General features: G+C 47.2%; 15 protein-coding genes. 12 read left to right on the forward strand and 3 right to left on the reverse strand.

Going from position 1 to position 22,644, the window contains the following annotated elements; genetic code table 11:
* Nucleotides 1-53: 53 nt before the first annotated feature.
* The 3 genes from AC58QG_RS22720 (at nucleotide 54) to AC58QG_RS22730 (ending at nucleotide 2,868) form a co-directional block, all read left to right on the forward strand.
* Nucleotides 54-956 (forward strand): carbohydrate ABC transporter permease, encoded by a 903-nt coding sequence (locus AC58QG_RS22720; protein ID WP_497364408.1) that lies wholly within the window; start codon nucleotides 54-56, stop codon nucleotides 954-956.
* A gap of 67 nt (nucleotides 957-1,023) precedes the next feature.
* Entirely contained in the window at nucleotides 1,024-1,800 is a 777-nt protein-coding gene (locus AC58QG_RS22725; RefSeq protein WP_497364672.1) for a carbohydrate ABC transporter permease, read from the forward strand.
* Between the two features lie 24 nt (nucleotides 1,801-1,824).
* Entirely contained in the window at nucleotides 1,825-2,868 is a 1,044-nt protein-coding gene (locus tag AC58QG_RS22730) for a glycoside hydrolase family 88/105 protein (protein ID WP_497364409.1), read from the forward strand.
* Between the two features lie 270 nt (nucleotides 2,869-3,138).
* Here the strand turns inward: AC58QG_RS22730 and AC58QG_RS22735 are convergent, their stop codons facing one another.
* Nucleotides 3,139-3,897: a YheC/YheD family protein gene (locus tag AC58QG_RS22735; protein ID WP_497364410.1), complete on the reverse strand. Its 759-nt coding sequence runs from the start codon at nucleotides 3,895-3,897 to the stop codon at nucleotides 3,139-3,141.
* A gap of 109 nt (nucleotides 3,898-4,006) precedes the next feature.
* Complete coding sequence (locus AC58QG_RS22740; RefSeq protein ID WP_497364411.1) at nucleotides 4,007-5,998, reverse strand: beta-galactosidase; 1,992 nt, start codon at nucleotides 5,996-5,998, stop codon at nucleotides 4,007-4,009.
* 253 nt (nucleotides 5,999-6,251) lie between these two features.
* On the opposite strand from AC58QG_RS22740, the gene AC58QG_RS22745 reads away from it, so the two are divergent.
* The 7 genes from AC58QG_RS22745 to AC58QG_RS22775 all read left to right on the forward strand — a co-directional run bounded on the left by AC58QG_RS22745 (nucleotide 6,252) and on the right by AC58QG_RS22775 (nucleotide 17,408).
* Nucleotides 6,252-7,223: an ABC transporter permease gene (locus AC58QG_RS22745; RefSeq protein WP_497364412.1), complete on the forward strand. Its 972-nt coding sequence runs from the start codon at nucleotides 6,252-6,254 to the stop codon at nucleotides 7,221-7,223.
* A 33-nt stretch (nucleotides 7,224-7,256) separates the two neighbouring features.
* Complete coding sequence (locus AC58QG_RS22750; RefSeq protein WP_497364413.1) at nucleotides 7,257-8,141, forward strand: carbohydrate ABC transporter permease; 885 nt, start codon at nucleotides 7,257-7,259, stop codon at nucleotides 8,139-8,141.
* A 46-nt stretch (nucleotides 8,142-8,187) separates the two neighbouring features.
* Nucleotides 8,188-9,774 (forward strand): extracellular solute-binding protein, encoded by a 1,587-nt coding sequence (locus AC58QG_RS22755; RefSeq protein ID WP_497364414.1) that lies wholly within the window; start codon nucleotides 8,188-8,190, stop codon nucleotides 9,772-9,774.
* Between the two features lie 182 nt (nucleotides 9,775-9,956).
* A complete protein-coding gene (locus tag AC58QG_RS22760) occupies nucleotides 9,957-12,299 on the forward strand; it encodes a helix-turn-helix domain-containing protein (protein WP_497364415.1) in 2,343 nt (780 codons plus the stop codon).
* A 124-nt stretch (nucleotides 12,300-12,423) separates the two neighbouring features.
* Entirely contained in the window at nucleotides 12,424-14,991 is a 2,568-nt protein-coding gene (locus AC58QG_RS22765) for an exo-rhamnogalacturonan lyase family protein (protein WP_497364416.1), read from the forward strand.
* Between the two features lie 95 nt (nucleotides 14,992-15,086).
* A complete protein-coding gene (locus tag AC58QG_RS22770) occupies nucleotides 15,087-16,283 on the forward strand; it encodes an FG-GAP-like repeat-containing protein (protein ID WP_497364673.1) in 1,197 nt (398 codons plus the stop codon).
* 18 nt (nucleotides 16,284-16,301) lie between these two features.
* Complete coding sequence (locus AC58QG_RS22775; RefSeq protein ID WP_497364417.1) at nucleotides 16,302-17,408, forward strand: rhamnogalacturonan acetylesterase; 1,107 nt, start codon at nucleotides 16,302-16,304, stop codon at nucleotides 17,406-17,408.
* Between the two features lie 427 nt (nucleotides 17,409-17,835).
* On the opposite strand, the gene AC58QG_RS22780 is transcribed toward AC58QG_RS22775, so the two are convergent.
* Nucleotides 17,836-20,001, reverse strand: coding sequence for an S-layer homology domain-containing protein (locus tag AC58QG_RS22780; protein WP_497364418.1), 2,166 nt, complete (start codon nucleotides 19,999-20,001; stop codon nucleotides 17,836-17,838).
* A gap of 412 nt (nucleotides 20,002-20,413) precedes the next feature.
* On the opposite strand from AC58QG_RS22780, the gene AC58QG_RS22785 reads away from it, so the two are divergent.
* Together AC58QG_RS22785 and AC58QG_RS22790 are read left to right on the forward strand one after the other, a co-directional pair.
* On the forward strand, nucleotides 20,414-20,704 hold the full coding sequence (locus tag AC58QG_RS22785) for a hypothetical protein (protein WP_497364419.1): 291 nt from the start codon (nucleotides 20,414-20,416) through the stop codon (nucleotides 20,702-20,704).
* 89 nt (nucleotides 20,705-20,793) lie between these two features.
* Nucleotides 20,794-22,530, forward strand: coding sequence for an AAA family ATPase (locus AC58QG_RS22790; RefSeq protein ID WP_497364420.1), 1,737 nt, complete (start codon nucleotides 20,794-20,796; stop codon nucleotides 22,528-22,530).
* The last annotated feature ends 114 nt before the right edge of the window (nucleotides 22,531-22,644 follow it).

Below are 22,644 nucleotides of genomic sequence, written 5' to 3' on the forward strand. Positions count from 1 at the left end.
AGAGAGGAAGCGAGGCTTCCACTTCATAAATCGAGGTTAGGGGTTGATCACCAATGAACAAGCTGCGTTATAACGACAACCTGGTAGGGTACATATTTGCTTCCCCTTTCATTCTGGGGTTTCTCATTTTCACGCTGTATCCGATCATTTCTTCACTCTTTTATTCATTTACGGATTACAACTTGTTTGATGCACCGAATTTTATCGGCTTTGACAACTATGAAAAAATGTTTACTGCGGACGACAAGTATTGGAAATCCGTCAGTGTAACCTTTACGTACGTGTTCGCCAGCGTGCCACTGCGTCTCGCATTCGCTTTGATGGTGGCGGTACTGCTTAATAAAGCTGTCTCAGGTATAGGCATTTACCGTTCCTCGTTTTACTTGCCTTCCTTGATCGGGGGCAGCGTAGCGGTTTCCATCATGTGGACGCAAGTGTTCGGGGATAAAGGTTTGCTGAATTCCGCACTAGGCGTTATCGGGATTCACACAGATACGTCCTGGATCGGGAACCCGTCGACGGCGCTATGGACACTGATTGCATTGTCCGTCTGGCAGTTCGGGTCTTCCATGCTCATCTTCCTTGCAGGTCTCAAAAATATTCCGGCTTCTTATTATGAAGCGGCTAGCGTAGACGGCGCGAATAAAATTCGCCAATTCATCAAAATTACGCTTCCGCTGCTCAGCCCGATCATCCTGTTCAACCTGATTATGCAAACAATCTCTGCGTTCATGACCTTTACGCCAGCCTATATCATCTCTCGCGGCGAAGGCGGACCGCTGGACAATACATTGCTTTATTCATTGTACTTATACCGCAGAGCATTCCAATTCTACGAAATGGGTTATGCTTCCGCGATGGCGTGGGTGATGCTCATTCTTGTCGGTATCATTGCACTTGTTATTTTCCAAACTTCGAAATACTGGGTTTACTACGAAAACAAAGGAGAGAAATAACATGGCATATTCGAACAACTACAAACGCTTTGGCTATCATCTCCTTTTAGTCCTATTGTCGCTCGTGATGATGTACCCAATCATTTGGTTGCTTGCAAGCTCGCTGAAGCCAAACAATGAAATTTTTTCAACCGCTTACAGCTTGATTCCGAGTAAAATTGCTTGGGAGAACTTTCAAACGGGCTGGAGAGGCTTCGCAGGCAATTCGTTCGGTCGCTTTTTCCTGAACTCGTTCTATATCGTGATCCTGTCTACGATCGGCGCGGTGGTCAGTTCAGCCCTCGTTGCTTATGCATTTGGTCGTATTCCATTCTTCGGAAGAAACTTCTGGTTCGGCTGTATGATGCTAACCATGATGCTGCCGCATGACGTTACAATCATTCCACAATATGTACTGTTTGCGAAGTTGGAATGGATCGGATCCTTTAAACCTATCATCGTGCCGCAGTTCTTTGCGATTCCATTCTTTATCTTCCTGATTATGCAGTTCATTCGGACGATTCCTATTGAGCTCGATGAAGCCGCTAAAATGGATGGCTGCAGTAAATACAGCATCTTTTTCCGAATTTTGGTTCCACTTATCGTTCCGGCGCTCATTACATCAACGATCTTCTCCTTCTACTGGCGCTGGGAAGATTTTATTAACCCGCTGCTTTACTTGAATAAGCCAAGTATGTACCCTGTGTCCCTGGCCTTGAAGCTTTTCTTGGACGGAGAGTCCGTGAATAACTGGGGAGGCATGTTCGCAATGGCATCCGCGTCACTTGTACCGATTGTTGTCGTGTTCTTCATTTTCCAACGGTACATTGTTGAAGGGATTAGCACAAGCGGTTTGAAAGGATAGAGGATGAGAGGAGAACTTATAGACATGCCGAAATTAATATTTGAGGAAAATGAAATCAGATCAGCAATTGACCGAGTGGTAGACCGCACGTTTCGGATGGACTTTGGATGGGATTGGCCAGGTGGTGTCGCATTTTATGGGGTCAGTGAAGCCTATGCAGCCACAGGAAATGAATCCTATCTTACAAGGCTGAAGGCTTGGGTAGACGAAAATATGGAAGATGGATTGCCGAAGCTTTCGGTCAATGCGGTGTCCATCGGACACTCCCTTCTTACCTTGTATGACGTAACGAAAGAAGAGAAATATCTAGACACAGTTAAGGAAATGGCGGATTTTCTAACAACACAAGCGGAGCGGTTTGGGGATGATATCCTCCAGCACACCGTTAATTCCGAGACCTATAATTTCCCAGAACAGGCCTGGGTAGATACGATGTTTATGGCAGGTTACTTCCTGTTGCGTGTTGGTAAATTGCTGAATAATGAAGACTATTTCGAGCTTGGCTTGAAGCAGTATCATGGACATGAAAATGTCCTGCAAGATGCGAAGACCAACCTGTACTATCATGGATGGGACAATATTGCTCAAAATAATATGTCCGCTATGTTCTGGGCACGCGGGAACTCCTGGGCAGCGCTCACGATGGCACGCGCGCTCCATCTCATTGAAGTAACGCATCCTTCGTTCATGGTCATTGATGGATCATTACGTGATCAGCTAAGTGCACTTGTCCGATTGCAGGACGAGTCAGGCTTGTGGCACACCATTCTGGATGATGCAACAGCTCCGCTGGAAACTTCCGGATCGGCAGGCATTGCGACTGCCTTACTAACGCGAGGTAGACTGTACAACAAATATACGCAGAATTCGATCGACGGTATCTTGGCTCGAATCACCGAGGAAGGCACAGTCACAGGCGTATCGGCTGGGACAGCTGTCATGAAAAACGCGGAAGGCTACAAAGGCGTGCCGGACAAACGCATCCAAGGATGGGGACAAGGATTAACATTGACTTTCCTTGCTGAGGTGTTGAATTCGAAGAAAAATAGCTTCGGGAATGGGTGTTAACCCACCACAGCCCGAGCGGCCTCCTGAAGTGTTAGCTGCAAAATATACAGTTATTTTTACGTGTATTCGTTAAAAATATGTTATAAATGGAAAACCTCCAGTTAAATTCGGCCATTCTCTGCGAAACGCACAGAAACGCCAAGATTAACTGGAGGTTTTCCTCTTATTTCCTAATAATCGAGGAAATGAAAGAAAATAGATGGACAATATCCATCTATTTCAAGTGGAGCAGCTATAGTTTGTCAATTGCTAGAACGAGTGAAACATAATCTACTTGGTTCGCCCATACTGTTTACCCGTATTCAGCATGCGTCGATACATCTTGCGATTGGACATGTTCTTCAGCGGATAGAACTGTGGACGCGTATTGACTTCCAAGATCCATGGTTTCCCTTGCGAATCGAGTGCGACGTCGAGTCCCAGTTCTCTGAATCCCCGGTTGTGAGATTCAAAAACATGCCCAACAGCAATACCCATCTCTTTCAATAGCGCTTCACGTTCTTGTATGTCAGTAACGGAATAACCGGCTCCGAGCAGGGTTGGTTTGAAATACCCAACCGACCCGCCTTGATTATAATTGGTGGCTACCTTGCCTGGTCTTCCAATTTTGGTGAAGAGTCCCGTTGTGACCCACTCGCTTTTATTCGTTTTCTGAACCATGACACGAATATCGAAAGGTCTGCCTTTGGTCTTGGCAAGATTAATCCCTTTCTGCAGCAAATAGGAGCGTTTTCCGGCATGTTTGGACAATTTGGTATGAAGCTTTTTTCTCGTTGTACAAAAGTCCTTGTTACGATTCAATTGGGTTTGGAAGCCACCCGGCTTCTGCTTAATCCGAATAATATTTGATCCTCCTGAACCATCGGTTGGCTTGAAAAAGACCGTTTTATAATTATCTAGCATGGTATGCAAATTAGTTCTCGTAAAAAGCAACGTTCGAGGGACAAATTTGCGCATTTCAGGTTGTTGAAGCAGCCATTTTGTTTTGCGCCATTTGCTCTTGATTGAACTGCTTTTGTACGTGGGCATAAGGAGTCACCTCTTTTTAGTCAGCGTATGTGAGGTGACTCCTGCTTGTCAGTGCGTTTACCCAGCTGTCCTATCAAATTTACGTAAAATTAACTACTAAGTGTCTAAGTTACTTAGCTGCAAATTGAATCACTTTATGTTCGTAGCGGCCTATCGTCAGTTTCCCCTCACGGTATCGTGTTCCTGTGATCGGATCGACGCCCGCCTGTGGGAGTGTCACGCTGCCGCCGCCACCGTCCATGTTAACGACAACCCACACATCGTAACCATCGCCTCGTCTTGGTGCGACAATCGTACCTGCGGTCACATCGGTGCGGAGGGTAACGCCAGCATCATCCGCATAATGCGTGATGAGTTTGCCCAGCAGCAGCTCACCTTCCTCGCCAGTCGGCATGGAGCCGAGCATGACGATCTTACCTTTGCCATACTTCCGCTCGGTTAGGAAAGCTAACCCTGGCGTCAGTCCCGATTCCACGGTTCCGATAGCAACAGCCTCCTTCGGATCGAAGACAGCGCTCCAAAGCGACAATGGAGCAGTGACATCAAAGGCACTTCCGATCGATCCGCTGCCGTCCATTGGGAACGTGTAGATCGTCTCCACGCCAGCGAGCTGCTCCATATCACCCAGTGCAGCGTGCGTATGCATGGTGTGCTCCTCTGTGCGACCGCCAGAAAGCGGACCAACGACCCACACGCCGCCTTCGGCAACGAACGCAGTAGCACGCTTCATTAAATCGGCAGAGATATAAGGGAGGAAAGGTGTGAACAGCAGCTTGTAGCCAGCTAGTTCTGCGCCTTCAGGCACAAGATCTCGGTGAATCCCTAGATGGAGTATCCGCTCATAGAACGCAGTAACCAGACCGCGATGATTCAGTTTTTGATGCGGTTCAGTTTTCAGGAACGCTTTGGATCGATCCGAATAGGTCATAGCAACTTCAGCCTGCGCAGGTCGTGTCGCTAGGATCGTAGCTTCGATCTCTTTTCTGGCCTGTTCAACCTCGAGTACATTTGGAAAACCAACCGTAGGCTTGCCCCATGTGCTAATAACAGAACCGTGAGGCTGTTCGCAGCCTGCACGCTGCTGTCTCCATAGCCAATAGCAGAAGGCTTCTGCGCCTAATGCATAGGCAGCGACCGCTTCGGCTTTGAGATAACCATTCGGATGCGGCTTCGCATAACTCGCAAGAGAGGCAGCATAGGAGGGACTCGTCTCCATGATCCAATAATCCCGTCCGCGCTTAAAGTTCCGCCACAAATCATTATTTAATAAATAGTTGGCAGGGTGATCGTATGTCGCATACGTATCGAACGACGCAAAATCCAGCTCGCGGAATAAACGTTCATTATCTACGCTGAAAGCAACGCTGCTATTATGCGTGATGGGCGCGTCCGAAAATTGGCGGATAATCGCCGCTTGTTCGTCTGAGAACTGGGCAATTTTCTCCATTGAAAATAGTTGGTACATCGTACTGAGGGAGGAGTTGTGCAAGAAAGGCACTGGACCAGGCTGCGGTACTTGCTCGAAGCTATGGTAGTATTCACTCCAAATTTGCGTGCCCCACGCCTCATTCAACTTTTCAACGGTTTCGTAACGCGCTTCAAGCCATTCGTGCCATTGTACGAGACAAGTGCTACACATACATTCGGAGACATGTGCTTTGAATTCATTGTCGATCTGCCAACCGATCAGACCTGGCAAGGGACCAATGGCCTGAGCAATGTGCTTGGTAATAATGGCGGCCTTTTCGCGGAAATAAGGATGATTCGTACAAGCATGTTGGCGCGAACCATGGCCCATGACCTGCAGCTGCTCATTTACATACATCCGTTCAGGATGACCGTGCGTAAACCAAATTGGCGGCGTAGGTGTCGGCGTACACATAACGGTATCGATCCCATTTTCATGCAAGAGATTAACCATTCGCACAAAAAATCCAAGATCAATAGTTCCCTCTGTTGGTTCCATATTTGACCAAGCGAATTCGCCAATTCGCACGACATTCATACCTGCTTGCTTCATAAGCTCAATATCTTGTTCAATAACCGTTTGATCCCAAAGCTCAGGATACCAGGCTGCACCATGATAAAGCTTTTTACCCATTTCTATCATCCATCCTCTTCATCAGAAAGTTAGTTACTACTATAAGTGCTACATGCCTCAGGGGCAATAACACATTCTTGCTGGAAATATTAGGGGATTTCAACTGTTTTGACGGGTTTGCACTTTCTTGAAACATGGTGAAAATTAGTGATTGGAAGGGCTTACAAGAATGTCTGATAGGCGGTAAATCACAGGTGATGCATAATAGGGGTACAAACGCTGACAAGGCGATCATGACGTGGAGGTGAAAAGGATGAAGCAGGCAACTGCTCCTAACAACAGAGAGCTGGTTCAGGTGACCGAAGCGAAAGGGCTTCGCAGATCGCAAGTGTGGGCAAGGTTGCGTAAGGATAAATGGATCTACGCATTGCTAACACCGGGCTTGTTATATTTCATTATTTTTAAATATGTGCCCATGTGGGGTGTGCTGCTTGCCTTTAAGAATTATCAGCCTTTTCTAGGCTTTTGGAAGAGTGACTGGGTCGGCTTAGAGCATTTTCGTGTATTTTTTCAAAATCCAGAGTTTTTCATGCTCCTTCGCAATACGTTGTTGCTCTCCCTATATAATCTGGTGTTTTATTTCCCGGCACCGATTGTGCTTGCACTCTTACTCAATGAGATCAAGGTCAATATGTATAAACGAACCATTCAGACACTCATATATGTGCCGCATTTCATCTCATTAGTCATCGTGGCCAGCTTAACTTATGTTTTTCTTACGACGCAAGGCGGGCTGGTTAATGAGCTTTTGCAGAAATATCTGGGTCATAAAATTGACTTCTTGGCTAGTCCGGAATGGTTCCGACCGATGATTATTATGCAAACGATGTGGAAGGAATGCGGATTTGGCACGATTATCTTCCTAGCAGCGCTTGCTGGAGTCGATGTGGAACAATACGAAGCATCCATCGTGGATGGGGCCAACCGCTGGAGACAGCTGTGGCACATAACACTGCCGTCAATCCGCAGTACGATCGTCATTCTGCTCATCCTGCGAATGGGGGATGTGTTGGATAACGGCTTTGAGCAAATTTTCCTCATGCTGAATCCATTGAACAGGGATGTAGCGGAAGTATTTGATACCTATGTGTATATGATGGGGATCACGCAAGGGGCGTTTAGTTACAGCACAGCAGTTGGTTTATTTAAAGCCGTCATCGGCGTGATTCTTGTACTAGGTGCGAACTGGACAGCAAAGAGGTTCGGACAATCTGGCATTTATTAATACGAATACTATGTGTAAAGGAGGAGAGAGGTTTTGGCAAAGCAATATAAGAGCGTTCCCGGAACCATCTTTGATGTAACTAATTATATTGTTCTGGGTATCATTGGTATCGTTGCCGTTCTGCCATTTCTGTATGTCATAGCAGGGTCGTTCGCATCTGATGCGGAGCTGACCAAACGTGCGGTGTTCCTCATACCTGAGACGTTTACCTTAGCTGCCTATCGCTTTATTTTCTCAACGGATACAATCTTGAAAAGTATCGGGGTATCACTGTATGTCATGGTTGTTGGAACCTTCGTCAACTTGTTCTTCACCGTAACGATGGCGTATGCCTTGTCGAAGCGGGGATTAATGGGACGAAATACCGTGTTGAATCTGATTATTTTCTCTATGTTGTTTGGCGGCGGATTAATTCCGACCTTTCTAGTTGTACGAGAGTTGCACATGTTGGACTCCTACTGGGCATTAATGATTCCAGGCGCGATTAGCGCTTTTAACTTGATTATTGTCAAAAACTTTTTCCAAGAGATCCCTCCAGAATTAGAGGAAGCAGCGAAGATTGACGGCTGTACGGAGATTGGTCTTCTGTGGCGGATCGTGCTGCCGTTATCAATGCCCGTATTGGCAACTTTCACTTTATTTTATGCCGTAGGTCATTGGAACAACTTCTTCTCAGCTTTACTGTACATCAACGATCCAGCCAAATGGCCATTGCAAGTGATGCTCAGACAGATTGTTTTACTGTCACAGGCTGCAGCTGGAGATCTCAATTCCATGGATCCGAATTTCGTGAAACCGCCCGAGCAATCCATCAAGATGGCCGTTATCGTCGTGGGCACTATTCCAATTTTGTTTGTCTATCCGTTCCTGCAAAAGCATTTTGCTAAAGGGGTCTTGATTGGTTCGGTCAAGGGGTAACGGATTCAGATAGAAGCAAGTCCATAATTTAGAGGAGGCATGTTAGATGAAAAAAAACGCGAAAAAATGGGTTACCGTAGCAACCGTGGGCACTGCCGTTATGACGACCGTAGTTGGCTGCAGCAGTGACAAACCGAGTACTACAACACCAGCAGCATCCGCTGCTCCTTCACAAGCGGCTGCACAGACGAAGGCTCCTGAGAACTTAGCTCCGCTTGATCTGAGCATCATGCTTCCTATCTTCAAAACGAATTTCCCGAAGGATGATGGTCCTGTTACGACCGAAATTGAGAAGAAAACCAATACGAATATCCACCTGGAGTGGGTGCCGAACGCTTCTTACACGGATAAATTCAATATTACCCTGGCATCAGGGAAGCTGCCTCAAATCATCTACGTTGGTGATGTGAAGAACCCGAGTTTCGTTAATGCTGCTAAATCGGGTGCATTCTGGGAAATTGGAAAATATTTGAAAGATTACCCGAATCTCAGCAAAGCGAACCAAGTCATTATGAACAACTCGTCGGTTGATGGGAAAAACTACGGAATTTACCGTGGACGTGCTTTGGGTAGAAATGGTATCAACTATCGCAAGGATTGGTTGGAAGCTGTTGGTATGCAACCTCCAAAAACGATTGATGATTTCTACAATATGCTGAAAGCGTTTAAAGAAAAAGATCCAGACAAAAACGGCAAAGATGACACATACGGCATGGTATTGGTCAAATGGACAGGGCAATGGGCAAGCAGTTTTGATATTATGAAGCTTTGGTTTGGAGCTCCGAACAAATGGGGCGTTGTAGACGGTAAGCTTGTACCTGAGCATCAAACCGCAGAATATCTGGAAGCGCTTAAGTTTATGAAGAAGCTATATGATGAGAAGTTAATCAATCAGGATTTCGCTGTGTTTGATTCAGCGAAGTGGAACGATCCAATTGCCAACAATCAAGCAGGGGTCATCGTAGACGTAACAGACAATGCCGCACGTATGGATGATAAAATTCATGCTGCGCTTGCCAAGGATGGCAAAGATAATCCTAACATTCATTATGTCGATAATATGATTGGCGTGACAGGCAAAAACGGCTTGAAAGCATTGCCGACTTCCGGATTTGCAGGTATTCTAGCGGTTTCGAAGTCCAGCGTGAAAACAGAGGATGAGCTCAAACGCGTGTTGAAATTCTTGGATCAAATGAATGAGCCGGATCTTCAAACGTTAGCTGGCTACGGTATCGAAGGCAAGCATTATACAAAGGATGGCGACGCACTTGTGGTGAGCAAGGATACAGCTCTTCTCGAATCTGAAGTAGAAGGCTTGAACCAAATGCTGCCATTTATCCCGGAAGATCGCGGCTTGAAAGTGAAGCAAACACCGCTTCGTTTGCAAACGACGAAGATTCAAAAAGAAGCTGAAGCGAACATCGTGGCAAACCCAGTTGAGCCATTCATCTCCACAGTTTACTCACAAAAAGGCCAACAGCTGGATAACATTATCAACGATGCACGTATTAAATTCATCGTTGGTCAAAGTGACGAAGCAGCTCTGAAGGCAGCTTTCGAAACTTGGAAAAAATCAGGCGGGGATGATTTGGTGAAAGAAATGAACGACCTTTATGCAGCTACGAAAAAATAAGATGGAAAGTCGTGTCCAGTGGACACGACTTTTTCAATTATTACAGATAAGTCTCGCCCACTAAAAAGTCGGAAAAGTAATGAAAATTCACTGGAAATTAACTTACATCCTACGTCCAATCGTTATACGCTGAAAGGTGAAGTCTTCGCTCCAAACAAAACTTTCGAACGGTTGGTGAGGGCATGTTACGAGCCATTAAAGAAGGACTAGCAAGAAGTTTAAGCAAGGCGATCGGCGGTCAAGGACGCTTTTACAAAAAGAGTCTGATCACGATATTCATTGTTTCCGGCATACCAGGGCTATTAATGGGCGTGCTCGTGTATTGGATGGCAGGCGGGCGTGTGGAAACCGAGCTGCTGCAGCTGCATTACAGACAAATCGAACAACGGTCGCAAAATATTGATGACCAATTAGGCAATCTAGAGCTGCTGCTATCCCATTGGGCGTTCGATAATAAATTTGACTATAGCTTAAACGGATATGATTTTGTCCGAAATTTCGAGAGGACGCAGGATATCACCAGGACGCTAGTCGCTATGCAAGGCTCGAATGCGATGGTGAAGCATGCGGAACTTTACGTGGGTGGAACAAGCTCCGTGCTGTTCAACCCTGAATATATGAAGATCGATGATCGTTCTGCAGCCACAGCAACTAGATATGATCCTCTCATTCACGGTCAACATACGACGTATTGGACACAATGGTCGTTTGATGCGAATCGTCCCGATAACAAAGATTTAACGCTCGTTCATCAAATTCCCGGTGGCAGTCTGAATCCGTTTGGGGTATTAGTTTTTCGTTTTGATAGCCAAAAGGTGGCCAATATGCTCAATACGCTGACGCCTTATGATGGCGGGGAGACGTTCCTGATTCAGAATGCTGGAGAGCTGTTCGTTTCTGCAAATGGGAATACATCGTCATCTCCATTTGTAAGCGCTCTTCGTGACAAAGTTGCTTCACTAGCAGGTAAAAAGGGTTCCTTTTTTATGGATTGGAAAGGTTCGACCTACACCGTTTCATACGGCAGCTTGGCCAGAATTTCAGAGGATTGGACGTACGTATCCGCGTCACCCATTTCGAGTATCACATCACCTGTAGTCTTTATTTCCAAGTTGATTATCACGGTAAGTCTCGCGGTACTGCTGCTTGCGGCTTTACTTGCATGGTTGGCTTCACGCCGCATTTATTTGCCTGTCAAAAGGCTTGTTGCGATGCTGGGCGGAAGCTCAGCTAACCCTCCACAGTGTGAATTTACACTGCTCGAATCACAATGGATGCAATTGCATAACGAGAGCTTGGAGCTGAATACGAAACTGACGGAACAGCTCCCTCACTTGAAGGACAGCTTTATGCATCAACTGCTTCAAGGATATTTGAATGCCTATTCAGAGGACGATTTACGCCATCGGATGGAGCGTTTTAAGTGGGACGTGAAGAATAAGCAATTCGTTGTCCTCTATGTACAATTGATTGGAATGACAAGCATGGAGGGGAATTTCCGGCTTGGCGAAGAGGGACTTGTCACCTTTGCGGCCGTGAATATGATCGAGGAGCTGGCTACTCCGTATTTTGAACAAAGTCATACACTCAATTTTCACGATCTAACCGCGGGTATTCTTCTCATCCTACCTGAGGATCAATCTTATACAGATGCATGCCAAGCCTTTAGTGACGAATTGAAGCAGTCGATTAATCGTATTTTGAAAATGCGCATGACCATGGCCATTAGTCGGCCTGTACAGCTGATTTCCGATATCCCTATCGCATTTGAACGAGCCAAGCAAGCGGTCAGCTATCGCTACTTTGAGAATGTGAACCAGATTATCGATATGGAGCATGACAATTTTGCAGGAGATGAAGACATGGAATTGCAATATCCATTTACACAGGAGCGGGAGCTCATTCAAGCTTTACGGACAGGGAAAGAAGGGGAAGCCAGCGACTTGTTGGTGTCTTTCCTGGAGGTGTTAACCTGCAAGGGGGCTAAAGAAATTGAAGTGCAGCAAGGGATGCTGCATCTGCTTGGTAATGTTCAGCATGCCATTATGGTGTCTGGAATTAATCCGAATCGCCTCTTCAAAGGCGCGAATTTGTATGAGCAGCTTTCTCAGATTCGGGAATCCACGAGAATTCTTGCTTGGTTTCAGGATAAAGTGCTTAAGCCTTTTATGAATGAGATGTCTGGACGTTCGGACGCGCAAGTGAAACGTATTATCGAACAAGCGATGATTTATTTGCAAAATAATTATAGACAAGATATTTCGCTTGATAATTGTGCGGAGCATACGGGGACGAATCCATTTTTTCTAAGCAGATCCTTTAAGCAAGTGACCGGTAAAAACTTTATCGATTACTTAACAGAGCTGCGCATGGACAAAGCCAAAGAGCTGCTGCGAGACTCCGAAATGCGGATTAACGATGTCGCCGATCAAGTCGGTTATCAGCATACGTATTTCAATCGGATTTTCAAAAAACTGGAGGGCATGACGCCAACGCGCTATCGTGAGCTCAGTCGGACTTCCTAATCAATAATGTATTAGTTAGCCAAAAAAGTGCAAACGATCCGAGTACACCATTGCAATAATGTCCGCTTGTTCGCAAGAGCTCCACTTTCTACAATGGGGCTACATGTGAAAAGGAGATGATCGCTTGGCTTCGGATATGGCAATTAAGCTGCGTTGGTTAAACAAAGAGGCATCTAAACCTGTTGGGATAACATGGGGAATTCCTTGGCGCGAGGGCGTGCTTGGGCGAGAAGAGTCATTGCGTTTGGAAACGGGTGACGGTGAAGAAGCTATACCGGTCCAAAGCTGGCCGACCGCTTACTGGCCGGATGGCAGCGTGAAATGGTCCGCTCATTCGGCAGCCGTTCTTCCTGGAAAAGCAGATGACTTCACCATTCGAAAAGGAAAAGGTCCCGAGTCCGATCACCGTATGCTAGTAACTGAAACGGATGACACCATTACGCTTGATACAGGCGTTATGATATGCACAATAGGCAAGCAGGGGAAACAATGGCTTCGCAGTATCGTTCGTGAGGGCAACCAGATATGTAGCGGCGGCGAATTGATTGGCTTGAAAGAAGGACTGAGCGAGGCGTCGGGTGTACGGATAAGCCGCGAGGAGACTTTCGAAAGCCGAGTCTTACGCGCTGTTGTTGAACAGAACGGACCGATTCGGGCTGTCGTTAAACTAGATGGCAGGCTCCGATCGACGACGGGAAGCCGAGAGTGGCTGCCTTTTACACTGCGTTTGTATGTGTATGCGGGACAGGAAACGATTAAACTCGTGCATACGTTTCACTATGATGGGAATCCCCACGAGGATTTCATTAAAGGCATAGGCATTCGCTTCGCGGTGCCGATGAGAGGGGCCCAATACAATCGGCATATCCGTTTGGCAGGGGATCGTGGCTATTTCAGCGAATCGCCCAAAACCTTACATACCCGCCGAACAAAAGGAAAGTATAGAGAGTTATTCGAGCATCAAACGGCAGGTGAGTTGACCACATTTGACCCCACAGAGGATGCGTATTTCCTAGGGCTGCTGGATGATTCAGCGACATGGGATAGCTTTAAACTTGTTCAAGATTCATCTGAACATTATCGTATTTGGAAGCGGACGAAAGCTGGCTGCAGCTGGGTCAAGGTGACAGACGGAGCTCGCGCTGGCGGACTGAGTTATGTCGGTGGTGAAGGCGGCGGCTTAGCCGTGGGGTTGAGAAACTTCTGGGAGAAGCATCCATCTAGCTTTGAGATACATGGTACAGCAGCTTCGGAGGCAGCATTTACGATCTGGTTGTGGTCTCCTGACGGGACGCCGATGGACCTTCGCCATTATGATACAGAAACACATGTAGAATCCTCCTATGAAGGAGCGGAAGAACTTCGCGCAACGCCATATGGCATTGCGAATACGAGTGAATTGATGCTGTGGTGTACGAGTGAAACGCCGGATACGGAGCTGCTACAGCATATGCAGGAGGAGACGCAAAATCCTTCCCTTCTTATTTGTGAGCCTACGTATTATCACGAGTCGGGAGCTTTCGGCTATTGGAGCTTACCAGACCGCAGTCATAAAGTGAAAGCGCAGCTGGAGAATCGGCTGGATGGCATTATTACCTTTTATCAAGATGAAGTTGAGCAACGAAAGTGGTACGGGTTCTGGGATTATGGCGATTACATGCATAGTTATGATCCTGTTAGGCATGTATGGAACTATGATTTAGGTGGCTGTGCTTGGCAAAATACAGAGCTTGCGCCCAACATGTGGCTATGGGTTATGTTCCTCCGCACGGGTCGAGCGGATATTTTCCGAATGGCAGAAGCCATGACTCGTCACACAAGTGAAGTGGACCTGTACCATTTTGGTGAATATGCGGGACTTGGATCCAGGCATAATGTGGTCCATTGGGGCTGCGGCTGCAAGGAGGCTCGCATTGGGATGGCGGGCTTACATCGGTACTTCTATTATTTGACCGCCGATGAGCGGATCGGGGATATCATGGATGAAGTGCGTGATTCGGATTTCACGACGGTGAATTTGGATCCGATGCGGGCTTATTTTCCGAAGGATGAGCATCCAACGCATATCCGTGTGGGGCCGGATTGGGCGGCTTTTAGCTCAAACTGGATGACACGTTGGGAACGCTATGAGGATACTTCGTATCGGGACAAAATCTTGGTGGGCATCAATTGTATTAAGGATACGAATTATGGGCTTATCTCGGGACCAACCTATGGGTACGATCCGAAAACAGGCGTGCTCTCACCACTTGGTGACGATAACTGGGGAAGGCATTTGGCCATTTGTATGGGAGGACCGCAGGTGTGGTTCGAGCTTGCAGGCATGTTGAAAGACCCCGAATGGGAAGACATGATGGCGGAGCTCGGCGTGTATTATAACCAAACGCAGGAGCAGAAGGATAAGCTGACCCATGGTCAGATCTCCACGAAACATTTCGAGCATCCAGTGCTCAGTGCAGCGATCACAGCCTATGGTGCTTTTTATAAGCGGGATGATGAGACGGCGGAGAAATGCTGGTCCATTTTGCTCGGAAGCGCGTTTGCTAAGGTTGATCTGCAGCAGGAGGCCTCCATCGTTACGCACGTGGATACCTTGCAAGAGATCGATTGGATGAACACGAATGAGGCTGCACAATGGTCATTGAATACGATAATCGCACTTGAGCTTATATCAGAATGGCTACCCCAATAGACAGAATTGAGGAGAGATTAGCTGTGGAACCTACAAGCAAGGAAGCTTATTTGATTGGAAAGGTCGATATTCGTGCGGCTGGCCCGCGCTGCAAAATGCTCCTAGGTGACCTGAACGGTGACGGTCGTATGGAGATGCTAATGGTGCATCCCGACAACCGACAGGATGTTCGATATATTCCCCATCAGGTGCAATGCCTGACGGCATTTGATCTGGAGGGCAATCTGCTGTGGCAGACAGGCAAGCCAGATTCGGGAGCTGGAAGTGCGGGGTCAGACTACCCTGCCCAGATCGCTGACATCGATGGCGATGGTCAGTTAGAAGTATTATGCGTGATGGATGGGCGATTTCTCATCCTGAATGGCCAAAATGGCGAAGTGAAGGCCACATACGAGCTGCCGCATGAGCATGCCCATGACTGCATCATTGTGGCGAATTTGACTGGCGGGGCGTATGCCAGTGACATTATCCTAAAAGACCGTTATCACACGATGTGGGCGTTCGATCGTCATTTCAATTTACTATGGACTCACGAAGGTAATCCTGGGCATTTCCCATGGGTGTATGATTTGGATGGGGATGGGAAAGACGAAGTCATGGCTGGTTATGATTTATTGGATCATGATGGTCAGAAGCTGTGGAGCTGTCAGGATCTTGAGGATCATGCCGACTGTATCTGGATCGGGGATGTGAATGGGGATGGTCAACCAGAGCTTGTGATTGGCGGAAGTGTCACGGTGATGTATGACCGCTTCGGCAAAGAGCTATGGCGCTATGAAGGCTCCATCGAATCGCAGCATATCGCCTTGGGCAGGTTCTGCAGCGATAAGCCAGGGTTGCAAATTGCAGGACTAGATCGTCTCGTTCGTGAGGATGATGGGAAGGGATTGAAAGGGAAGGACGCCCTATTTCTCTTGGACAGTGAAGGTCAAGAAATATGGAAGGAAGATCGCCAAACGGATGGTTGGCTGACGATTATCGAGCCCCTACGCGGCTGGGAAGCAGATTCAGCGGATCTGATACTTGCCTACCGTAGAGGTGGTGGGGTTTGGCCATCCTTGTATGATGGTGAGATGAACGTTGTTGTTGAATTTCCGCTACACGGATATGCCGTACATGCCGATGTATGTGGTAGTGGGACAGAGCAAGTGATCATTTATAATGACGACACAGCCGCCATTTATGCAAGTGGGCCGCTTGCGTTGCGAGAAGGACTATCCGGCACACAACTGCCGCAGCCCAAACGCTTGTCCAGTTCAACCCTATATCCCGGCGGCGAAATTCCGTTGTAAAGAGAAAGGATATCTACGATGACACACGCGTTGAAGTTTGATTTCGGGGTTGGGAACCCGGAGTCAGGGTACACCAAGATTACTCCAGCAGCCGAGTATGAGAAAACGGTTGGATATGGATTTAGCAATGTGAAGAATGTTCATGCCAAGGATCGGGACGAGCCCGGTGCGCTGCGGAGAGATTTCTGTATTCCGCTGGACACTTCGTTTCTGGTGGATGTTCCTAACGGGACTTATCGTGTTTCGATTCTACTAGGCGATGAGATCGCCGAAACAGAAACGACGATCACCACGGGAGAAGGAAGGCTTGTGCTTCATAAGCAGCGTACTTCTGCGGGACATTTTGTTCGCACAAGCTTCTCAATATGGGTCGCGGATGCACAGCTGAAGCTCACGTTCACGGGTAGGGCACCGCGCATCAATGCGTTGGAAATCGAGCCTATGCCTACAGCTTGTACGCTGTTTCTAGCAGGAGATTCCACCGTGACCGACCAGCCGACAGACGGGTATCCGTATGCGGGCTGGGGACAAATGCTCCCACTATTCGTCAAAGCAGATGCGGCGGTAGCTAATTATGCACTATCGGGCAGAAGCTCCCTAAGCTTCATTCGCGAAGGCGTCTTGGATACGATTTGGGGCTGCATCAAGCCCTACGATTACCTGCTCATCCAATTCGGTCATAATGACCAGAAGCCGGATGAAGCGCGATTTACAGAACCATTTTCCTCCTACAAGGAAACGTTGAAAATCTATATCGACGGTGCTCGGGAGCGAGGCGCATATCCGATTTTGGTCACATCCGTGCAGCGTCGGTTTTTCGAAGAAGATGGGACATTGCGTGATACGCACGGCGATTATCTGATTGCGATGCGTGAGTTGGCTGCGGCTGAAGAAGTGCCATTGATCGATCTTGCCGCAAGCAGCAAGGCATTATTTGAAGAGCTAGGGCCAGAAGGGACCAAACGGCTATTCATGTGGCTGGCACCAGGCGAATTCATGAATTTCCCGGATGGTGTCGAGGATAACACGCATTTCCAGCAGCAAGGCGGGATTGAAGTTGCGAAGCTGGTTCATGCCGGCTTGAAGGACTTGAAGCTGCAACCGCTAAGTTTGTATTTGCGTTGATATAGCGAAGCCAATATTGGAATGGAAAAGGAGCTAAGTGGCTGTTTGCGCTTAGCTCCTTTGTTGTTCGCTTCAGCGAGAGGGGAGTCGAATGCTCCTCCGCGCTGTAACGCTGAAAAACACGCTTACAGATGTCGATAGTTGCGTGTAAAAAAATGGGTAAAGATGCTAAAATACACTCATTTTCGGGGAAAAAGCTAAACATAGATGAATTCGTGCAAAAGTGCATCTTTTAGCACCGAAAAGGTGCCAAAACGACGAGTGGAGGCAGAAATAGTTGCACAATTGCACGCATTTTAAAAAGTGAGGTGAATTTGATTAAAATGGTTGCACTTTTGCATTTTGCTCTAAATCCACTGAATAGCAAAAAGAGGGTCCCCCGCCACATACATGGCTTATGGGAGAACCTCTTTTTATTGAAACGAAGCTACTGAATGGTGATCTTGTTAATCAAGGCACCTGTACCTTGCAGCGATATGGCGTGATTTTGCACCAAGTTCGTGATATTGCCAACGATCGTTACCGTGGATGACACGTTGTAAGTCGTCGTCACGTTACTGCCATTGGTGCCTGTTTGGTTGATCGTGATGGTTGCAATTTTGCCTTGATTCGTAAAGGTTACGCTGTTAAATGTCCCGGAAACATTGAAGCTCTGATTGTTGCCGTTGGTAAGCTGTGTGACCTCGGTATAGATGGCTGAATTATTATAAGAACGGATTTTAACGATGTCACCTGGTTGCAGTGCTGAACCACTAACCTGAACGCCGCTTCGATAGACGAATGCCTTGTCGTTCAAGGTAATCGCTTGAGCTTGGTTGCCGTTCACAATAACTAGGAGACTGTTTGTCGCCGAAATAATTGTGCCCGTGAGTTGGGCAATTGTAGGCTGTGTAACAGCTGTGCCATCTACACGTTGAAGGACTTCGGCATGCAATACAATGCCGTTATAGTAATGCACTTTGATGACTTGACCTGGCAGTAGTACGCCGCTCGTTGTTTGCGTGCCATCCAAGTAGATGGAGGTGTTTGCGTGAAGCTGTAAGCTGTAAGATTGGCCGCCACTCGTTAGCGTAAGGAGGTTATTGGTGACCGGACCTGTAATCGTACCGGTCATCTCGCCTGTTGTCGTTACTGGCGACACACTCTTGGTTACTTCAATGATGGCTGCCGTATTATTGTAGGCGTAGGTTGTCAGGACATCGCCAACCTGAAGCGCCGATAGCGTCGTAAATGCACCATTCTTGTACACGATAGTCTGACTGCCCAGTGGAACGCCTTGGAGTTGAGAAGAGGTAGTTAACAATAAAATATTATCGCTAATCGGATAAGACATCGTGCCCGTTACAGTCGAAGCGTAATTGGTTGGCGTCCCACTTGTGCCTACTGGTTGTGTCACTTCCACATAGCTGACACCATAGTTGTAGGAGCGCGTGCTGACGATATCACCTACTTGTATGCCTGAGGCCGTCGTCTGGGAACCATTTCGGTAGTAAAGTACGTTACTGTTTATCGGGAGAGAAATAGTTTGCCCATTGCTCAAGAGGGTTAGTGTACTCCCAGTAATCGCGCCAGTCACCATGCCGGTCTTCACCCCAATGGCTTGTGTGGGCGTTGTAGGGTTGCCACCGCTTGGCTGTGTAACTTCGATATAAATGATGTTGCCATCGTTGGAACGAATCTTCAGGACATCACCCGTTTGTAAAGCCGATGGACTGACTTTAGCGCCGTTCCGGTAAATAAACACATTAGGATCCAGGGTCAGATTGATGTTCTGGCCATTAGTTCGAACGGTCAGTACATTGCCACTGACAGGGGCTACAACGGTTCCTGTTACAAGACCGTCAACACTATTAGGCAATTGGTTGCCTGCTCGATCCAGCAAAGCGGCAATTTGGGCGCGAGTTACGAGCTGTTTGGGACGGAACGTATTATCTTCGAAACCATTCACAAGGCCTTTGTCGACGGCTACTTTGACATATCCCACGGATCCTGCGGGTACGCTGGAGGAGTCGGAGAAAGGGAGCCTTGCATTCATATTGGCCTCAGCTTCGTCTTGTAGCTTCAATGCTTTGACTAGGAGCGTTGTGGCCCATAGGCGATCTGCTGGCTGATTCGGGTTGACATTCGTATCGGATTCGGCGAACAAATCGTTTTCCAATGCGACTGCTACGTAACCGACAGCCCACGAGGGTACAGCAGCTGCATCATTGAAATTCAGCTTGGTTGCTTTCTCCTCAGCGGATTCTGCTTGATCGCGCAGCCCCATTAACCGGACAGCTGCCGTGATGGCCTCGATACGAGAGACAGTCTCTTGCGGTTTAAAGGTACCATCGGGATACCCATCGAAAATGCGTCTAGAGACTAGACTCATGATGTAGTTTAAAGCCCATTCGAATTCTTTCCCTTTGATATCTTTGAAGTCAAATTTAATTGCCGCAGACGGTCGTTTGTCAAAGGTTTGGCGTGAGTTGTTGTTACGATCATCGTCCTTGCGGTCGTGGCCGTTCTGAGCGAAGGCCGTTGTTCCCGTTGCCATCACAAGTGTGAGGGCTAGTGTTGGTACAAGCAGTTTTTTCATACGCGAATGCTTCATCTTTTTCTTCTCTCCTTAATAAAATAAATGAGTAGAAAATTGCGATTTTGAGGTGCGTGCTTGAGTTGGTAAGCTTATTAAAGTATTCGGAAATAGTTGGTTTTTTTTGGGTGTTGACTTGTAAAAAAAGGAAATAATTCTTTTTCGTCGCATCATATCATTAGCTTGGTTGCGCTTACGCGATCTAGCGGCAAGGTAGAAGTGAATTTTCAAAGATTCTGGACCAAACTTCGGTCTTATTTTTAAAAAAAAGTAATATATTTTTCTTAAAACCGCATTGATTTAGAAGGAAAATAAAGCTTAATGAAGTAAGTAATAGATGTAACATATTTTTAGGCTCATCGGTTATTGCCCACTGATTTCTCACCCGAATCTATTCCTAGCATAGTATGTAGGAAGGTGGTGATGAAAAGTGACTAATACACTTGAGGGCTGGATAATTTACACTTTTTGGGGCATTTTTGGGTTCATGCTGATTGATTTTCTTATCGCGTTCTTCAAATCCTTTTGGGAAGGCTCCTTTGGCCCTGCACTCGTGTTAGTTTATTTGAAAGATGTCCTATACTATGTGCTGCCACTGACCGTTCTATTATCTATGACTTCCTTTGATCCAACAGGTTGGATTATTGTGATTTTTTACTTCATTTGCGGTCTCGCAGTGATGATCAAGTATGTGCTCGATATCATTAAAAGATTCCAATAATCGTTGCTGAGGCCCTGCTTCAAGCAGGGTCTAGAATTGAGTTTTTTCAAAGGGATATTCAAACTTTATCATATGAAGGAAGTGTAGCCATGAGGAGATATCAATGGATTAGATGGCGAAAGTTGATCCTCTGGCTGACAGCCATTGCCTTGATTTTCGGGGTGTTATGGGTAGGTGGGCCAACCTATTGGAGTGTCGCGTTTAGTATTATCGGCTTACTGTTGAACCTGGTTATGGCTATGGCCTTTATGATTATTCAGTTCGTAGCACTCTTCTGGTTCTTAGCGAGAGGGCGAACGTACTGGATTTTGCCTGGGGAGACGGGCTCTACGTGGGATGATTATCGCGGTAATCCTGAGATTGTGGAGAACGCCAAACGAATTGTTACCCTGTTGAAGGGTGTCAAAGAGTTTAAGGAGATGGGCGGCGAAGCGATTCGTGGATTGCTGCTCTGTGGGCCGCCAGGTACAGGGAAATCATACTTAGCACAGGTTATTGCCAATGAAGCACAAGTGCCATTTGCTTACGCATCAGCGCCAAGTTTTCAGAACATGTTCTTCGGTGTAGGTAACTTAAAAGTAATGGGGATTTATAAGAAAGCACGAAAGCTTGCCCGCGTTTACGGCGCTTGTATCATCTTTATTGATGAGATTGATGCGATCGGGATGAGCCGACAAGGCGGCGGTGCTGGTGGCGGGATGATGGGTATGATGGGAATGGGCGGCGGTTCAGGCTTGCTGAATGAGCTGCTTCTGCAAATGGACCCACCGAACATCGACACGTCCAAGATTGTTAAGATGCTGCGCTCGCTCGGTCTACGCCGTAAAAAAGCGGAACGCCCGCCAGTTTTAACTGTAGCAGCCACCAACTTGCCAGATGTACTCGACTCAGCCTTGCTTCGACCAGGTCGTTTCGATCGACAACTATGGGTGGATGTCCCGGATTATGACGGTCGGGTTGATATTTTCCAATACTATTTGAAAAAGGTCAAGCTGGACGAAACGTTAACCGCGGAGAAAGCTGGTCTTGATTCCATTGGTTATAGTCCTGCACAAATTAAACATATAGTTAACGAAGCTGTCGTTATCGCACATCAACGTGGTGCACCGGCGGCCAGCTATGAAGACTTCCGGGCCGCTATGGAAACCTATGAGTGGGGGCTCAAGCAACCGCTGCGCTCAATGCGCGATGACGAGAAGAGGAATGTGGCCTATCACGAAGCAGGTCATGCGGTGGCGCAGTTCCTGCTGAAGCCTCACGAACGTGTGTGGAAAGTGACGATCGTGAGGCGCGGTGGTGCACTTGGACTTTCGGCTACGAAAGAGACGCACGAGCGATATAATCGCAGCGACTCTGAGATGCTAGCAGAGATTCAGGTTTGTCTGGCTGCCCGTGCGGTAGAAGATGAATTCTTGCACAAGAAATTGAATGGGGTTACTTCTGACCTGCAGCATGCTACCCAAATTGCAGGTGCGTATCTCGGGATGCTCGGGATGGGTGATGAGCTGTTCAGCTTCCTGGCAGTCGGTTCTCGCACAGATGGACTCAAAGCGCTTCGACCACAAATCAATGAGCTTCTCAAGGAACAAATGCTCGAAGTGAAGAAGCTCGTACTTGAATATACGGAATTCGTTCATAAAATTGCGGAAGAGCTGCTGAAACGAGAAGATTTGACAGGTGATGAAATCGAAGAGATTTTTACCGAGCTTTATGGGGATTCGCGCCCTAGAGCGATTGAGGTGAAGCCTGTGCCTTTAAAAAAGCTAGTGATGGAGAAACCACTAGTCGTCATCGATGACATGGAAGAGGATCTCAAAGATTCATAATGGAAAAGGAAACAAATTCTTATGCATTGCCTCCTTTTTGGCTATAGTGGTCGGAAGGGGGCATTTTGTATGGCAAAAGATCGAAAGTGGCTATCTAGAGACGAGAATCAAAGG

The organism is Paenibacillus sp. J22P169 (genome assembly GCF_059691995.1).

What these genes read in the sequence shown, in the direction of transcription:
- AC58QG_RS22720 (WP_497364408.1), top strand. Translation starts at nt 54, where the DNA reads ATGAACAAGCTGCGTTATAACGACAACCTGGTAGGGTACATATTTGCT.
- AC58QG_RS22725 (WP_497364672.1), top strand. Translation starts at nt 1,024, where the DNA reads ATGATGTACCCAATCATTTGGTTGCTTGCAAGCTCGCTGAAGCCAAAC.
- AC58QG_RS22730 (WP_497364409.1), top strand. Translation starts at nt 1,825, where the DNA reads ATGCCGAAATTAATATTTGAGGAAAATGAAATCAGATCAGCAATTGAC.
- AC58QG_RS22735 (WP_497364410.1), bottom strand. Translation starts at nt 3,897, where the DNA reads ATGCCCACGTACAAAAGCAGTTCAATCAAGAGCAAATGGCGCAAAACA.
- AC58QG_RS22740 (WP_497364411.1), bottom strand. Translation starts at nt 5,998, where the DNA reads ATGGGTAAAAAGCTTTATCATGGTGCAGCCTGGTATCCTGAGCTTTGG.
- AC58QG_RS22745 (WP_497364412.1), top strand. Translation starts at nt 6,252, where the DNA reads ATGAAGCAGGCAACTGCTCCTAACAACAGAGAGCTGGTTCAGGTGACC.
- AC58QG_RS22755 (WP_497364414.1), top strand. Translation starts at nt 8,188, where the DNA reads ATGAAAAAAAACGCGAAAAAATGGGTTACCGTAGCAACCGTGGGCACT.
- AC58QG_RS22760 (WP_497364415.1), top strand. Translation starts at nt 9,957, where the DNA reads ATGTTACGAGCCATTAAAGAAGGACTAGCAAGAAGTTTAAGCAAGGCG.
- AC58QG_RS22770 (WP_497364673.1), top strand. Translation starts at nt 15,087, where the DNA reads ATGCTCCTAGGTGACCTGAACGGTGACGGTCGTATGGAGATGCTAATG.
- AC58QG_RS22775 (WP_497364417.1), top strand. Translation starts at nt 16,302, where the DNA reads ATGACACACGCGTTGAAGTTTGATTTCGGGGTTGGGAACCCGGAGTCA.
- AC58QG_RS22780 (WP_497364418.1), bottom strand. Translation starts at nt 20,001, where the DNA reads ATGAAGCATTCGCGTATGAAAAAACTGCTTGTACCAACACTAGCCCTC.
- AC58QG_RS22790 (WP_497364420.1), top strand. Translation starts at nt 20,794, where the DNA reads ATGAGGAGATATCAATGGATTAGATGGCGAAAGTTGATCCTCTGGCTG.